Genomic DNA, 15888 nt, shown 5'->3' with positions numbered 1-15888 from the left:
ATAGCCTTACATAATCTTTCTCAGCTGCTTGTGCATCTTTAAGGTCCATAGATGTTAAAAGGCCAACAGACACAGAAAATGCTAAAGCCGATGTCAATATTTTTTTCATAAAACTTCCCCCTATGTATTATATATGTAAAAAAACTAAGAGTATCTTATCATTTAACGTTGGAAAATGAATGGTCAAATGGACTTATTTATTCTATTTTTTAGTATTTTATTACTCTATTTTTAAAACTTATAGTTACGACTTTTTTAACGCGGAAAATTACGTATAACTTAAATAATTCTGTATATACGAGATCATTTAAGTTATATCTCTTGGAATATCCTAAAAAACTCCTTTATTTTGCTACTTTCTCTATCTCATATATTTCTGTATTGGATTTTTTACTTGAATTTTTATTACGTCTAAATAATGTGTATATGCCAACTGTACCGATGATGACTAGAAGGGCAGTAGATATCTCAAAGGCTGTCTTTTTTTGTTTTTGTTGACCTAGCTCATAGTATTTCTTATACATTGCTACAGCGGCCTTATTGTCTTTATATTTAGTTGGCACATTTATTTTGTCTCCAATATTCCATCCAGTTTTATAGGCCTCTGCTCGTAGAGAACTTGCTACTTTATTGGATTGGAATCCTTCTTTAAACCACTGGATTACTCGTGTATCAATCTGATTATCTGATGGTGTTTTATACTTAAGGGATGTGAAAGCAAAATTAAACCCTTGCTTATAAGTATCCTTTTCTTTCTGATTTTCGCCCTTTACAAATGCTCTTTGAAAGGCTTCTGCTATTTCAGGATCAAGTCCTTGTGGAACAGACATATCTTGTAAGGAATACCCTTGCTTAAATCCTTCTTTTTCATACTTCGTTTTTAACTTCTCTGTACGTTTTTGCTGACCTGTTTGAAATCCTTCTTCATATGCTTTTCTTGTTACTTCATCTGCACTATAAAGCTCCGGCATATTCACCCCATCTAGCTCTAGTCCTTGCTGATAGCCCTCTTTTTTAGCTTTTACAGCCAAATCCATGATTTCAACTGCTCTTTTATATCCGAGTGCAAAGCCTTTATTCCAATCTCTTGATTTTGCAGGTGTTTGAGGTGGATTATAAGCAACTGTAGCATGCTTATAGTCCTCTAACCCTTGCTGATAGCCTTCTTGCTCTCCATCATTAGATTCCTGTTCTTGTTGTACTTTTACTTCTTCTTGCTTTCGTCTTTTCCCTTTCTCATAGCCAACCGTATATCCCAACATCAACCACTGAGATTCTTTAGATGTTTTATCGGTAAACGTACTGTTTGAAAGGCTTTCGTTCTTTTTCTCTTCATAACCATCTTTTTCTCCTAGGGAGTATCCTTCATCATAGAGACGATTAAAGATTTCCTTTTCCTCTGTTTCTTCCTGTAGAGAAGTAGTTGTGTTATTTATATTTGCTTCTTCGTTTGGACTGGCATATACCTCCTCCTTTGTTAGTAAGTTCCCATTCATGATTAACAAGCAGCTTACAGCACTTGCTATTATTACTTTTCTTCTCAAAAATTTTTCACCCTTTATCTTGAATTCAAAAAGAATCATATTATAATAAGAAAGTTTCCGGTCTTTTTTACCATTTATAAGGAAAATAAAGTATCACAATAAAATTTATTCTTTTTATGCATATATATAGTAATACAAAAATGTGTTGTAATGTAAATAATATTACATTATGATTACAAAATCACTAAAAAAGAGGAGGTATATCATGGATAAAAGTACACTAAGTTCCATTTCAAGAATGATATGTCTGCTTCTTGTCTTCACATTAGTAGTTAGTTGCCTACCTAAACATGAGTGGGCCGAAGCTACTGGAACAAGCAACAATACAGAACAAGCTAGTTCTATAACTGAGAGTCAAGATGCAATACGTATTAACAAAGAAATTGCTAAAAATCAACCGGACGTGGCCGCACCACCTGTTGATCCGGTACAAAAAGGGCCAGTGGCCAATCAACAAGAAGAAAATGTTGAAGTGACACAGAATGGGGAAGGGGATTATACAAAGAAAGTCTACTTAGACCCTGTTCAACGAAAAGATGAACAAAACAAGTGGGAAGGGATTTCTACTAATCTAGAAACTAACCCAAAGGAACAAACAATTGAACCTGAAAACGCAGCTATTGATGTTGCGTTTGAACAGAAAACAGATCAAGGTACATATGCTACTGTACAAGATGATTCAAACAAAGTTGAGTATAAGCTGAAAGGTGCGGAAGGTGATAAACCTTTTACAAACTCAACAGATGTAGCAGCAGAACATAAAGATAATCAAGTATTTTATCGCAACGTTTTATCAAATACTGACTTACGTAATACGGTATTTGATCAATCCGTCAAAGAAGATATCATCCTTCAAAAATATGATGGATTCTATAAGTTTCGTTTTCTAGTCACGACTAGCCTAGAAGCAAATTTAAATGAAAATGGAAGTGTTTCGTTCAAGAATACTAAGGGAGAAACAGTATTCAGCATTCCAAAACCTTATATGAGCGACTCAAAAATTGATGAAGCATCGGGAGAGCCTCAAATTTCCTATGATGTTCATTATGAATTAAAAAAAGTAGACAACGAATATGAGTTAACAACTATCGCAGATAAAGATTGGTTAACATCAAAAGACAGAGCTTATCCTGTTTACATTGATCCAACTATTACATTAGGTGCAAGCGATGATACATTTGTTTCAAGTGCTTATCCAACAACCAACTACGATAAATTTTGGGAATCATCTTCTGGTTATTATTCATTAAAAGTAGGGTTGTATGATAGTACGACAGGAACGAATTATTCGTATGTAAAACCTGATATCTCAAAACTGCAAGGAGCAGTAGTAGATTCAGCAAAATTTAATATCTACACAGCTCATTCATACTCCTCTACGGCTACAAATGTATGGTTAGATCGTGTAGAGGGAAATTGGTCACCAGGATCTCTAACTTGGAATACGAAGCCTAACTCAACAAATATTGCTACAACTTCTACAGCTAAGGACCAAATGGCAAGCTTTGATGTACTAAATACTGTTAAAGATTGGGTTGCAGGTACAAAACCTAATTATGGATTCAAGCTCCATGAAAATGGAAATGGACAAACCTATTGGAAAAAGTTTTATGCTTCTGAAAATAGTACAAATAAGCCATATATAGCAGTGGATTATCATTATCCAACACTAAATGCACCAACGGGAACAGTAACCTCTAATAATGATGGATCAGGTTATTCTAATCTAAGCTGGAATGCGGTTGCAGGAGCAACAGGTTATCGTATTAAAATTTTTAACGGAGCAAGTTACGAAACATTTGATGTTGGTAATACAACAAGTTGGTCGACTAAAGGAAAGGGAATTTGGCCAACTGCTGATGAAATTGCAGCTGGAAAATACCAACTTCACCATGATGGAAAAGGGACAGAGCTATCTGCCTCTCCAAGTGAAGTCTATAGTAATGCTGGTACAAAGTACGCGTCATCTCGCTTGTATTACTTCCGTGTGAGTGCTATTTTCCCAGGGGGAGAATCAGATAACTCAGATGCTTACACGCCTATCTTGCCATTAAATCAGCCAAAAGCAACTCCGTTTGCTAACTCAACAGGTGGAGATAATGGTTATGTAAAGTTATCATGGGATGAAGACCCAAAAGCCGATGGTTATAAAATTTGGGTTTACAACGGTAAGAACTATGAAGCATTTGATGTAGGAAAAGTTACAACATGGACAACACAAGGTAAGGGGATCTGGCCGACTGCTGATGAAATTGCAGCTGGGCGTTATCAACTTCATACAGATGGAAAGGGAACAGAGTTAGCGAAAGATCCTTCGCCTGTTTATAAAAACTCAGGTGGAAGGTATCCAGATAATACAAACTACTGGTTCCGTGTAACCTCTTACGGATCGCAAGGGGAAAGCTCACTATCCAGTCCGGCTATGCCAAAAATGCCAGGTTTAGAAGCAAACTATCTTGGTATGGAAGACTTTTGGGCTTCTTTTGATGTGCCTGGGGGACAAGTGAATGCTTTTAATGGTAACTTAGTCTTTGACAAAACGGACTTCTCTCTAGACGGTAGAGGACCAGGTATTGATATTTCTCGAACGTATAACAGTCAGGATAAAGAAGTAGGTATTTTCGGAAAAGGCTGGAACAGTTCATTAGATGTAAAAGTAAAAGAAGATACCAACGGTGATGTTTTATACATCGAACAAGATAAACGGATTCATCGTTTTAGAAAAACTACTGGTGGTTATCAAGCTCCAACAGGTATTTATCTAACGTTAACGAAAGATAGCAACGGTTTTTATTTTAAAAATACAGATCAAAGTGTGACAGCTTTTAGATCTGATGGCAAACTAAGCTATGAACAAGATTCAAATGGAAATAAAACGACTTATAGCTATGTAAATAATAAGATTACAAGCATTACTGATGCATCAAGTCGTTCTGTATCTATTAGTTATACAGGCGATTATGTTTCTAAAATTATGTATGAAGACCAAATCACGACTTTTACGTATACAGGAACTCAATTGACAGAAACAAAAACCCCAAACGGCCGTACATATAAGTATGGATACGAAAATGGGCAATTACGTTTTGTCTACGATCCTAAACACACGGACGTTAAACCATCTGTTACAGAATATACGTATGACAGTGAAGGTAAATTAGTTAAAGTAACCGATGTATTGAAGAAAGAAACAACTATTTCATATGATACAGATGCTCGTCAAACCACTGTTACAAACCCTAGAGGTAGTAAAGATATTTATGGATACAATGAAGATGGCAATCCATCCAAAACAGTGGAAGATGCAGACAATTTAAAGTTAACCACCACGTATGAATATGATAACAACAATCTTGTTAAGAAAACTGATCCAAATGACCAGGCAGACGATAAACCCTCTGAAGCCTATACGTACGATAAAAATGGAAACATTTTAACAGAAACAGATGCTTTAGGAAAAAATACGTATGAGTACAATGCTAACAATGACGTAACAAAATCTGTAGATTCTGAGAATCGTTCGAAAACCATAGCTTATGATGATACGAATGCTGTATCTGAAACAGATCAGTCAGCAGAAACATCTTCTATGTCTATGTACGATTCGTATGGAAATGTAATTAAAAGTAGTGATGATTTAAGTTCAGCTACTAATTTATTAACAAATCCTAGTTTTGAGAGTTCCCTAGGTACTGAGTGGTCAAAAATGACGAATAATGATGGTGGATCCTTTAATGCTATTTCTATGCAAGCACCGGGCAGCTTTTCTGGTGAAAAGGTATTAAGCATCTCTCCACAGCGTAAAGTTGGATTAGCTGAAGGAGAACAGTCCTACATCGCTACTGTACAAACTCTCGATATTGAGCCAAATAAAACGTATACGTTAAGTGGTTTAATCAAGGGACAAAGTTTAAAGAATGCTACTGCATTTTTTAACTATCGCCTGCTTAACTCAAGTGGCCAACCAGCAGGATCTGGCTTAAATCGGTTTAATAAAGTTACGGGTGATACAAAATGGAAAGAACGACAATTAACCTTTAAAACAACTAGCACAGCTGTAAAAGTGGAAATTTATCTGGAAGTAGAAAGTCACACTGCTTCTTTAAGTGGAACTGCACTATTTGATAATATTCAGTTGGAAGAGGGACCCGTTTCTTCTAGTTTTAATATTATAAATAATAGTGGTTTCGAAAAGAACGATAATGGATGGGTAAAATCGACCAGTACCTCGACAGAAGGACCCACGAAATGGGCTATTGAACCTGAAGGTTTTTCAGGGAATCAAAGTATCTCTCTTGAGCGTACATCGACTGGTCAAGGAGCTGTAAATATTCAACAAGACATTACATTGAATCAGACTACAGCACGTAATATTACATTAACAGGTTTATCGAAAGCAGAGAATGTAAAGAGTGTTGATAACCAATTAAGTCAAGACTATTCATTGTGGGCCTATGTCACATTTACAGATGGATCAACAGGTAATTATCAAGCAAAATTCTCTCTAGGTACCCATGATTGGAGTCGTAGTGCGGTTACAATTAATGCTGGAGACTTGAATAAAACCATTCAGAAGGTTCGAGTACATGCTATTTTCAGAAATGGATTTACCGGTAAGGCCTATTTTGATGATATCCGTTTGTTAGAAGATAATCATTTAATCCAAAATACATATGATCCTAATGGAAACTACCTGATAAAAGTAGCTGATGAAAAAGGACATACCCAACAGTTTGGATATGATGACTATGGAAATAAAATCTCTGAAATTGACCCAAAGGGACAATCAAAGACATCAATTTACAATCGAGATAATCAACTTACTAAAGTAGAAATTAAAAATGGTACAACTATAAGTTATGAATACGATGAAAATGGGAATACAACCAAGAAAACTGTGGCGGCACCAGGTCTAGGGGAACAAAACATTTTCTACGAATATAATTTAGATAATAAAATAAAAGCTTATACTGATGCTCTTGGTTTCAAAACAGTACATTCCTATGATGAGAATGGGAATGAAGTGAAGACTGAGCTGCCTAACGGTCATATAGTAGAATCAGGTTATGACACAGCTAATCGTAAGATTAGCGAAAAGCGGGATGGCTCCACAGCTTTTGTATATGAATATGATAAAAATGGAAATGAAACTAAAGTAACTGATTCTGTTAATAGTGGAGTTCGTACAAAATCTTATGACAAAGCAGGACAGCTAACAAATATGACCGATCGTGGTGGTACGTTCGGATGGACGTATAAACCAAATTCTACTAAGGTTATAACATCTAAATTTACACAAGGTAATGTATCAAATCAAACTAATTATGAATATAACGCGCTTGATCAAAATACTAAAGTGACTGATTCAACAGGGAAATCATATATTTTCGATTATGATGAAAATGGAAATGTGAGTAACTATACCGCAGGAAACAATGCTGGCTCAACATTTACATATGATGTGACAGGTAAGGTAACTTCTTTAGATATAGGGAACGCCAATAGTGATAGTATTTTATCTGAGTCGTATAAGTACGATGAAAACGATAATCGTACAGAGACTATCTCATATAAAGAAGATGGCACTACGGATAAGACAGCTTCATATGTATATGATTCACTGGATCAATTATTGAAAGAAACGCTTCCGAACGGGACCACTAAGGAATACACTTATGATGGTTTTGGAAATCGTACATCTGTAACTGTTACAGAGTCGGGAAAATCTCCTGTTCAAACTAAGTCTGAATTTAATGTGGGAAATCAATTAACTAAATTTGGTGACAATACTATCACTTACGATAAGAATGGAAATCGCATAGAGGATAAGCAATATTCATATACATGGAATGCAGTTGACCAATTAACTTCTATTACCAAGAAAGGCGAATCTACTCCTTTTGCCACCTATAAATACGATGATAAGGGACGTCGCATTGAAAAAAGTATAGATGGACAGGTTACACGCTTTTATTATGATGGAGACAGCATTAATCCATTATATGAAACAGACGGTAATGGAAGTATTCTTCATTCTTACGTCTATTCAATAGATGGATTAAGACTTTCTATGCAAACGGGTGGAAAAACATATTATTATCACTATAACCCACATGGCGATGTTATAGCTCTAACTGACGATAATGGAGATATTATAGTCAAATATACGTACGATGCGTGGGGAAATGTAAGTAAACAAGTAACCACTGGGAAAGCAGATATTAATAACCCATTTACTTATGCGGGGTATATGCAAGATAATGAAACAGGAATGTATTATTTAATTGCACGTTATTATAATCCAGTCCAAGGTGTATTCTTATCAAAGGATTCAAACCCTGGAGATAAAAAGGATCCAATTAGTCAAAATGAATATACTTATGTAAATAATAACCCTATTAATTTAATAGATCCTGATGGTCATAGCTTTACTTCTACTATGAAAACTTACTTTAAAGTAATGGGCGTACTTCTAGCAGAAAATTATCTTATGTTTAGGGCTACACAACATTCAATTGAAAGAATGATTCAAAGAGCTATAAAACCAAAAGAAGTTGTAAAAACCTTAAAAAATGGCAGGATTTATTATGATCCAAAAGAAAAATCTAAAGTTTACTGGTACAATGGAATTACAGTTTGCACAAAGGGAAGAAGTATAACTACTGTTTACCGAGGTAAACCTAAATCAAGATTTATAAGAATAAAATAGTTGCGATATATAAATGCTTGTAATCTTCAATTATAAAACGGAGGATAAGAACACATGTTTAATATTAAAGTTACATATGATAAAAGTTGTGACATGGGATATATTTATTTTAATGAACCTTCTAAATATCAGGTTTCTTATACGGAAGAGCTTGAAGAGAACGATGAAATCATGTTGGACTTTGGAAAAGAGGTTCCAGTAGTAGGCATTGAGTTAGAAGGCACTACAGCAAAAATGATTTCAACACTTGTAAATAAAGAGAATATTCTTGAGAAAAAAATTAACGATGAAGGAACAGAATATTACTCTCTGAAAATAACGAATCAGCTAATAAAGAGGTCTGTTTCTCACCCTGAAGCTAAGTCATTAGTCTTCCACTTTTCAGATGAAAAATATGAGAATTTAACAAGAATTGACATTTTAGATTCTCATCTATTTTTAAATTAAAGTTTCCTTCAAAAAACTTAAGCTGTTTTCTTAATAAAAAGGCGGTCCAATTTATTTTGGACCGCCTTTTTCAGTTAAAGATTTCATAATTAATTGATTTCACATGATAAATTGATGATTTTTTAAACAGTACTGACCTTTTTAACATCTTGTATACCAGATTAATAGATAAAGTGAGACAGCATAATAATTACCCTATGATTTACAACCCTCTTGCTATTCTGATTTTTATTTCACACTTATCAATCCTCAAGGAAGCAAAGAACTATCATATTTACTTGGTGAAAAAGATCTACAAACTAGCTTTTAGAATAATAGCCTTAACAATCACGGTTAACGGCATTAATTGATAAGTATAATAAATTCCACGTTATTAGACTACATTTAAAATATATTTCTGTTATTTTACCAAAAAACGTTCGTAAAAGTGTATCGATTTTAAGGGACGTTCGTAATTTGTTTTTTAACTTAAACGAACGATGATTATGATAGATTTCTTATGTAAAAGCAAGGTTCGTAAAAGTATACTTTTACGGGCTTTATATTTGATTATGTTTCAAAATGTTAAAGTAATAAAGTCAAAGTTTTCTTTAAACTGTCGAAACTTTTTTAATAACACAAAATAAAAAAAGTAAATTAATCCTTTTATGGATTAATTTACTTTTAATTCGATTTTAACTATATTTTAATGTTTCATTACAACTTCTGGATTATAATGGAATTGCCAACGTGATTATCTTTCTTTTAACTTGCTTTTTACCTAAAGCAAGTCTTTTTATGTTTAACGTCCCATACTTTAAGAAAAACCATTTGCTCGAATCACATTCATTAAAGTCTGCAGACCAGGACGGTCTTTCATCGTACCAGTGAATTTCTCCTCAATTATCTTTTCGCAGCCATATTTCTTTAGCATGCTAAGTTGTCGGTCTAGATCTTAATTAGTCGTGGAAACGCGGGCATATCCAATAATCTTAAAACCCTCCTGTGCAATGTTATGATTTTATTGTACAGGGGGTACCGCCAACAAAACACGGAAAACGTACGCTAAGGAAAATTTGGCTTGTTTTTAATCATCAGTTGTGAAGCTGGTCCTGAAATCGTTGCTCGCTCAATTCGTTAAGATCGCGCTCGCGATAATAGTGAAGAGATGCTCAGCTCGTGGCGCGGACGAGGGCTGGTTGCTGAGCCACGCAAGCGCAGCAGCTAGCGAAAACAGGTCATCACCATCCATGTCGGTACGCGCTAGACCCTCGGCTTGAGCGCGAGTGAGAAGTCGCGTGCCTGCCGTACGCATCGTGACGCATGAAGCGTGGAGTGCAGACTCCGGGTCCTCCTTAGCTGCCATCATCGCGTCCACAACACCTTGATAATTTCCTGTGAATGCAACAACGTCGCGTAGCCACGACACGAGTGCATCATCGGATGAACTCGCAGTTTCGAGCTCACGTGCCTTTGTCGTAAACTCGTCGAAGCTTGCGCGGAGCAAAGCTTCGAGCAGCGCCTCTCTCGTCGGAAAATGACGATACAGTGTGCCGAGCCCGACACCAGCTCTGCGAGCGATATCGCGCAGCGATGCATCAGCGCCATGCTCGGTTACAACGACGCTCGCGACTGCAAGTATGTGTTCATAGTTTTTCTTCGCATCAGCTCGCATATGATTCCTCCTTGACAAACGGAACGGTGCTCCGTATAATGATAAATGGAACGGTGCTCCGTTTAAATGGAGCACTGCTCTAATAAGGATAACACATGTGTGTGAAAGGAGAAAGCGATGTCTACAAACACAATGAAGGCGATTCGGCAACACGAATTCGGCGGCCCTGAGGTACTGAGTTACGAGGAGGCACCGTTTCCTGAACTGAAACCTGGGGAAGTACTTGTCCGTGTTCACGCGGTTGGCATCAACCCTCCCGACTGGTACCTGCGCGAGGGGTATAAAGATCTTCCTCCTGAGTGGCAGCCGGCGGTGTCCTTCCCCTTAATTCTGGGTTCGGACATGTCGGGCGTCGTCGAGGCGGTAGCCACGGATGTGCAAGGCTTCTCCATTGGCGATGAAGTTTTCGGCATGGTTCGCTTTCCTAGTATGGGGGAGAGCGCTGCTTATGCCGAGTACGTTACCGCACCAGCGTCGGATCTTGCACTCAAACCTGCTGGCATCGATCATGTGCACGCTGCAGGGGCGCCGATGGCAGGTCTCACCGGCTGGCAGTTCCTGATCGAGTTGGGGCACAATGAAGCGAATCCGTTTCAACCGGAGTCGCATCGCCCTCTGCCACTCAACGGCAAGACGGTACTCGTCAATGGTGCCGCGGGGGGTGTGGGACATTTAGCAGTGCAACTGGCTAAATGGAAGGGGGCACATGTCATCGCGGTGGCATCGGGCAAGCATGAGTCGTTCCTGCGCGAGCTCGGTGCCGACGAATTCATCGACTACACCAAGAGCCCTCCCGAGGACATCGTCCATGACGTTGATCTCGTCCTCGATACCCTCGGTGGTCCAACAACCGGTCGTTTCTTGCGTACGCTCAAGCGTGGCGGCGCTTTGTTCCCAGTGTTCATAGGCTTCTCCGACGCCGAGGAGGCCGCAAAGCTGGGCGTCACGGTATCGATGACCCAAGTGCGCTCAAACGGCCCGCAGCTAGTGGAACTAGGGCGTTTGCTCGATGCCGGGACGGTTCGTGTCGCCATCGACAGCACGTTTCCACTTGCCGATGCTCGCAAGGCGCACGAACGAGCCGCCCGTGGGCACATCCAAGGCAAGATCGTGCTCACGGTTGTGTAAGGATGACAGCTCGAATGATTATCACACTCCTAGTGAAACGGCGCAAAACTATGCGGCGTTCCATTAACGAGGACCGCGAATGAGCTTTAGGAAAATTTGCTAACTTAATACGATATACAGAGTTAGTTTACATAAAGCTGATTATGTCTAGTTTCACTTTTCGGCATATCATTAAGTAATGATGAATGTACTTTATTAAAAATAGTTTTATCATTTATCTATATTGGAGAAAAATACAAGAAAAGCCCTCAAAATTAATTGAGGGCTTTTCTTACATGTGTGGTTGATCATAGCTGCTTTTACTAGTTGATAAAAGTGAAATATATACATGTATATATCTAAAATATAGTATTAGGTTATAATTTGTCCAATCAAAAGGTAAGCAAAATAAAAAGCTACCTCGGCAGTGGAAGCGAGGTAGCTCATAAACAGGGTTCACACGTATAAAGCGTATGATAAACGGATTCTAGTAAATTTTAGCACATTTTTGCTACAAATACTATATTTTCCCGTAAAAGCATATGTATAAAACGCAGAGTTTTTATACATCTTCAGGTCATTCATATTTACGGTAAAACCCGTTAAACCAAGGATGTATAAAAGGCTGCATGTTCCCGTTCGAACAACAAACTTTGAACCCTTGCCTACCAAGGGTTCTTTTTTATGGTGTGTTCCGGAAAGAGTGTTTATGTAAACTAGAGATGTATACGGTATACAATAATAAAAAGAACCTACTGTTTTAATATAGCAGGTTCTTTTTATTACTTATTTCTTCTTTAGTTTTTTAACAAGTTTAAAAGCTAGAAGTCCTATGAAACCAATAATTATTAAGAATAATAGCAATCCTGTTGGACTAAATGTACCCATTAGATCATCCTTATATTTTTATGAATATAAATGGTAACATTTATATAGTTTAACTACAATATGTTAGAATTGTGGTAAACGGTGGTGGGATAATGAGTGAAGGTAAAGAAACACCTGAAAGAAGAAGAGAGCGTTTAAAACAAGAAGAAATAAAAAGAAATCCAACTGGAAATATTAATGACGCCTTTAATCGAAATGAAGCTGGAAACCTTTCTGGATTAGCAGGTAGTTTAGGTTGGAAAGGTCTAGGTGTACTTATTCTTTTGATTATTATAGGCTTCATTCTTGCATCCATCTTTGTAAAGTAATATAGATTAAATTTAAAAGAAGAACATCATATGAGATGTTCTTCTTATTTATCATTTAAAGTATAGCAGGTAGACAGTTTAAAAAGTCAAAAAAGAGCATCTAATTAACTTTTAGCAAGTCTAAAAAGCTTTGATAGCAAGTCTCTTTGTAATATTGATGGGTATTTATATCTTCGTTCATTAACCATTGAATGAGCAACCCATCTATAATAGCGCGCATGGTTTTTGAAGTCTTTTCTACATTAATATTCTGTTCAAACACTCCTGTTTTCTGACCAGAAGTAATAATGTCAGATGTAATGTCCCAACAATTTTGATAAAAACTATGATTAATTTTTCTATATGTTTCATTTTGACCTGCCTGAGACAAGAAATCTAAATAAACTCTATAAAATTTTGCATTTTTCTCAGGAGCGACAAATACTGAGTTTACATAAGCTTTTAATTTACCCAAGGGAGTAGACTCTGAATTCACTGCTGCAAGCTCGTAGTTATAGATTTTATTTGTAAGCCACTCAAGGAGTTGAGATAGGGTGTCTTCCTTATTCTCAAAATAATAATGGACGACTCCTTTACTAACTTCTGCATGATCAGCAATACTTTGTAAAGTAACCGAATTATAACCTTGTACTGACATAGCTTGGAAAGCTGCTCTTAATATTTGATTCTTTCTCTCTTCTGCTTTTTTCTTCATAATAAACCTCCAGCAAACTAAACGTACAAATTAGTATACAACATTTTATAAAATTTGAACAAAAATTATTCTGACCGGTCAAAAAAAGTTTGACCGGTCAGAATAATAATGTATACTAGAAGTAGTTTCAGAAAGGAGGAATTACAAAATGAAAGATCTATTCAAAGCACTAGTGGTAGACAAAGTTAATGATGAATTTTCAATGAAAATAAAAAATATTTCTCTAGAATTCTTGCCTAAGAGTGATGTCTTAATCAAGGTATATTATTCCGGGATTAACTATAAAGATGGGCTAGCAGGTACTCCTGATGGTAAAATCGTAAGAAAATATCCATTTATACCAGGGGTAGATTTAGTAGGTGTAGTCGTTTCTTCTAATGACCCTCGCTTCCATGAAGGAGATGAAGTTATTGCAACAAGTTACGATATAGGTGTTTCTCATTTTGGTGGTTACAGCGAATATGCCAGTATTCCAGGTGATTGGCTTGTACCTTTACCTGAAAGTTTGACCCTTAAAGAAGCCATTGTAGTAGGAACAGCAGGCTTTACGGCAGCCCTATCTATACAACGTCTAGAGGAGAATGGAATATCACCAGAAAAAGGAAAAGTTCTTGTAACAGGTGCAACCGGTGGCGTTGGCAGTTTTGCGGTCTCATTTTTCAACTCTCTGGGTTATAAGGTAGAAGCTAGCACAGGGAAAGAATCGGAGTATGAGTATTTACGAAAGCTCGGGGCTCATACCATTATTTCAAGGGATATGACGTATGGAGGAAAAGTTAAAGCTTTAGGGTCAGAAAAATGGGCTGCAGCCGTTGACCCTGTTGGTGGAGAGCCTCTTTCCTCTGTTTTAAGCCAGATTCAATACGGAGGTTCAGTTGCTGTTAGTGGATTAACAGCTGGGGCAAAACTGGCCTCTACTGTTTTTCCATTCATTTTAAGGGGTGTCAATTTACTTGGAATTGACTCTGTATATTGTCCAATGGAAACACGTTTAAAAATATGGCAACGCATAGCAACAGATTTCAAGCCACCTAATTTTGAAGATTTTATCTCACAAGAAATTAGTTTAGATCAGCTTCCTACTGTTCTTCCTAACATTTTAAAAGGGCACGTAAGAGGAAGAACGATTGTAAAATTAGTCTGATAAGAAATTTATATTAAGATTTCTTAATGTCAAAAGCACTATAAAGGATTTTTAAAATATTTGAGAAATACAAACAAAAAAGCGCAAACCTTTTGTTCCTAAACAGGTTTGTGCTTTTTTGCTTCCGGTAATATTGATTATGGTAACTAGAGTTATAAATTATATAAACTTTTTTCATAATCGAAATTGGATATGTTAGCTTTTATGTCTTAGTAATCATATCTTCAACTCTTTATTTAAGAGTAATAAGAACTTTGCTTGAGCTTTCTCATTACGAATCATTCTTTTAACACGAAAATTACTTTCCAAGTAAGCTCTAACTTCTCTATTTCCGATAAGTAGTGAATAGTATTGGTTATTCTCATAAATCTTTTTAAACCATTCTTGCTTTCTTAGTAATTTAATATTGCTGTCAATTTTCCTTGTATCTAAGCCATCCTTAGTGAAGTCTAACAACCCATTTGAAAGGAGATCAGATATAAAATCAATCATTAATACATCTCACCTTATTTTATATTTATGGTCTATTATAACCTTATTTAGCTATTATTTATATTTCATTAGGATTCCGATAATTGGTATTATGTGAAATAAAAACCCAACTAGAAATCTATTCAGTTCTAATTGTTTTTTTATTTTATAAGCAATCTTCAAATGAGATGAAATATTAAATTTCATTATAAAACTTACCTTAATAATTAACTAGCCATTTTTAGACCAATCACCCCAATTAAAATAAAACAAAGAGATATAAGTTGATAAATCCCTAATTTTTCTTTAAACCATAAGATGCCTGTTAAAGTAATTCCTACACTCCCAACACCTGTCCATACTCCATAAGCGACTCCAGCAGGAAGTATGCGCATAGCATTAGATAAACAATAAAAAGAAAAAGCAAAACCAATGACCATAACGAACAATGGCCCCTTCTTTTTAAGACCATCCATATACTTCATTGCAATTGTAGCAATAACTTCTTCAATACCGGCTAATATTAATAATGCCCAGGCCATCATTGTTCACCCCTGCTCTCGTGTTCGTTAGTAAATGTTTTCATTCCAACAATTCCTGTTAGTAAAATTAATAAAAAGATAATTTGTGTAATAGAGAAAGGCTCACCTAAGTAGACCCCAATAAGATAAGTTCCTGCCGTTCCGATGCCTACAAATACAGTATAGGCTGCAGCAACTGGAATCTTTTTATATGAATAAATTAGTAGAATAAAGCTTACTAAAATTAAAATAAAGGTGATAATCCATTCTAAAAGGGTATGGGCATACTTAAGACCTGAAGCCCACAGAACTTCTAAAATCCCAGCAATGACGACCAATAACCATTTCATTTTACTCACTCCTCAAAAATGACTGACTGTCATTCATTATATTCTAACTTC

At 36.4% G+C, this 15888-nt stretch carries 11 protein-coding genes and 1 pseudogene; 5 read left to right on the top strand and 7 right to left on the bottom strand.

The genetic code is table 11. The annotated features are described in order from the left end of the window. Positions 1 to 344: 344 nt before the first annotated feature. Positions 345 to 1544 (bottom strand): hypothetical protein, encoded by a 1200-nt coding sequence (locus tag POF52_RS29195; RefSeq protein ID WP_271997427.1) that lies wholly within the window; start codon positions 1542 to 1544, stop codon positions 345 to 347. A 205-nt stretch (positions 1545 to 1749) separates the two neighbouring features. Between POF52_RS29195 and POF52_RS29190 the strand changes: the two genes are divergently transcribed. Both POF52_RS29190 and POF52_RS29185 read left to right on the top strand, forming a co-directional pair. Next, entirely contained in the window at positions 1750 to 8253 is a 6504-nt protein-coding gene (locus POF52_RS29190) for a DNRLRE domain-containing protein (RefSeq protein WP_271997425.1), read from the top strand. A gap of 54 nt (positions 8254 to 8307) precedes the next feature. Next, positions 8308 to 8700 carry a DUF2283 domain-containing protein gene (locus POF52_RS29185; protein ID WP_271997422.1) on the top strand — a complete coding sequence of 131 codons (393 nt, stop codon included), beginning with the start codon at positions 8308 to 8310 and terminating at the stop codon, positions 8698 to 8700. Positions 8701 to 9514: 814 nt separating this feature from the next. On the opposite strand, the pseudogene POF52_RS29180 reads toward POF52_RS29185, so the two are convergent. Both POF52_RS29180 and POF52_RS29175 read right to left on the bottom strand, forming a co-directional pair. Continuing rightward, positions 9515 to 9670 (bottom strand): annotated as a pseudogene (locus POF52_RS29180) (recombinase family protein); the annotation flags it as partial. 138 nt (positions 9671 to 9808) lie between these two features. Next, on the bottom strand, positions 9809 to 10354 hold the full coding sequence (locus POF52_RS29175) for a TetR/AcrR family transcriptional regulator (protein ID WP_074684102.1): 546 nt from the start codon (positions 10352 to 10354) through the stop codon (positions 9809 to 9811). 117 nt (positions 10355 to 10471) lie between these two features. On the opposite strand from POF52_RS29175, the gene POF52_RS29170 reads away from it, so the two are divergent. Both POF52_RS29170 and POF52_RS29165 read left to right on the top strand, forming a co-directional pair. Then, positions 10472 to 11482 carry an NADP-dependent oxidoreductase gene (locus tag POF52_RS29170; RefSeq protein WP_074684104.1) on the top strand — a complete coding sequence of 337 codons (1011 nt, stop codon included), beginning with the start codon at positions 10472 to 10474 and terminating at the stop codon, positions 11480 to 11482. Positions 11483 to 12441: 959 nt separating this feature from the next. Continuing rightward, complete coding sequence (locus tag POF52_RS29165) at positions 12442 to 12657, top strand: DUF6366 family protein (RefSeq protein WP_271997415.1); 216 nt, start codon at positions 12442 to 12444, stop codon at positions 12655 to 12657. A 100-nt stretch (positions 12658 to 12757) separates the two neighbouring features. Here the strand turns inward: POF52_RS29165 and POF52_RS29160 are convergent, their stop codons facing one another. Further along, a complete protein-coding gene (locus POF52_RS29160; protein WP_271997412.1) occupies positions 12758 to 13351 on the bottom strand; it encodes a TetR/AcrR family transcriptional regulator in 594 nt (197 codons plus the stop codon). Between the two features lie 148 nt (positions 13352 to 13499). Between POF52_RS29160 and POF52_RS29155 the strand changes: the two genes are divergently transcribed. Next, positions 13500 to 14495, top strand: coding sequence for an NADPH:quinone oxidoreductase family protein (locus POF52_RS29155; RefSeq protein WP_271997410.1), 996 nt, complete (start codon positions 13500 to 13502; stop codon positions 14493 to 14495). A gap of 216 nt (positions 14496 to 14711) precedes the next feature. Here POF52_RS29155 and POF52_RS29150 read toward each other — a convergent pair whose 3' ends face one another. From POF52_RS29150 to POF52_RS29140, 3 genes are all read right to left on the bottom strand, one after another. After that, positions 14712 to 14987: a hypothetical protein gene (locus POF52_RS29150; protein ID WP_271997407.1), complete on the bottom strand. Its 276-nt coding sequence runs from the start codon at positions 14985 to 14987 to the stop codon at positions 14712 to 14714. Between the two features lie 206 nt (positions 14988 to 15193). Further along, positions 15194 to 15508, bottom strand: a complete 315-nt coding sequence (locus tag POF52_RS29145; protein ID WP_075422394.1) for a DMT family transporter — start codon at positions 15506 to 15508, stop codon at positions 15194 to 15196. Then, positions 15508 to 15837, bottom strand: a complete 330-nt coding sequence (locus POF52_RS29140) for a DMT family transporter (RefSeq protein ID WP_271997404.1) — start codon at positions 15835 to 15837, stop codon at positions 15508 to 15510. Before POF52_RS29140 ends, POF52_RS29145 begins: the two co-directional genes overlap by 1 nt. Between the last annotated feature and the right edge of the window lie 51 nt (positions 15838 to 15888).

It is taken from the genome of Priestia sp. AB (assembly GCF_028369225.1).
In the GTDB taxonomy this organism is placed as follows: domain Bacteria; phylum Bacillota; class Bacilli; order Bacillales; family Bacillaceae_H; genus Priestia; species Priestia megaterium.
This window is presented reverse-complemented; position numbering and strand designations above follow the sequence as displayed.

Bases quoted from the DNA above. Each gene is read 5' to 3' on its own strand.
- POF52_RS29190 (WP_271997425.1), top strand. From the start codon at position 1,750: ATGGATAAAAGTACACTAAGTTCCATTTCAAGAATGATATGTCTGCTT.
- POF52_RS29185 (WP_271997422.1), top strand. From the start codon at position 8,308: ATGTTTAATATTAAAGTTACATATGATAAAAGTTGTGACATGGGATAT.
- POF52_RS29175 (WP_074684102.1), bottom strand. From the start codon at position 10,354: ATGCGAGCTGATGCGAAGAAAAACTATGAACACATACTTGCAGTCGCG.
- POF52_RS29170 (WP_074684104.1), top strand. From the start codon at position 10,472: ATGTCTACAAACACAATGAAGGCGATTCGGCAACACGAATTCGGCGGC.
- POF52_RS29165 (WP_271997415.1), top strand. From the start codon at position 12,442: ATGAGTGAAGGTAAAGAAACACCTGAAAGAAGAAGAGAGCGTTTAAAA.
- POF52_RS29160 (WP_271997412.1), bottom strand. From the start codon at position 13,351: ATGAAGAAAAAAGCAGAAGAGAGAAAGAATCAAATATTAAGAGCAGCT.
- POF52_RS29155 (WP_271997410.1), top strand. From the start codon at position 13,500: ATGAAAGATCTATTCAAAGCACTAGTGGTAGACAAAGTTAATGATGAA.
- POF52_RS29150 (WP_271997407.1), bottom strand. From the start codon at position 14,987: ATGATTGATTTTATATCTGATCTCCTTTCAAATGGGTTGTTAGACTTC.
- POF52_RS29145 (WP_075422394.1), bottom strand. From the start codon at position 15,508: ATGGCCTGGGCATTATTAATATTAGCCGGTATTGAAGAAGTTATTGCT.
- POF52_RS29140 (WP_271997404.1), bottom strand. From the start codon at position 15,837: ATGAAATGGTTATTGGTCGTCATTGCTGGGATTTTAGAAGTTCTGTGG.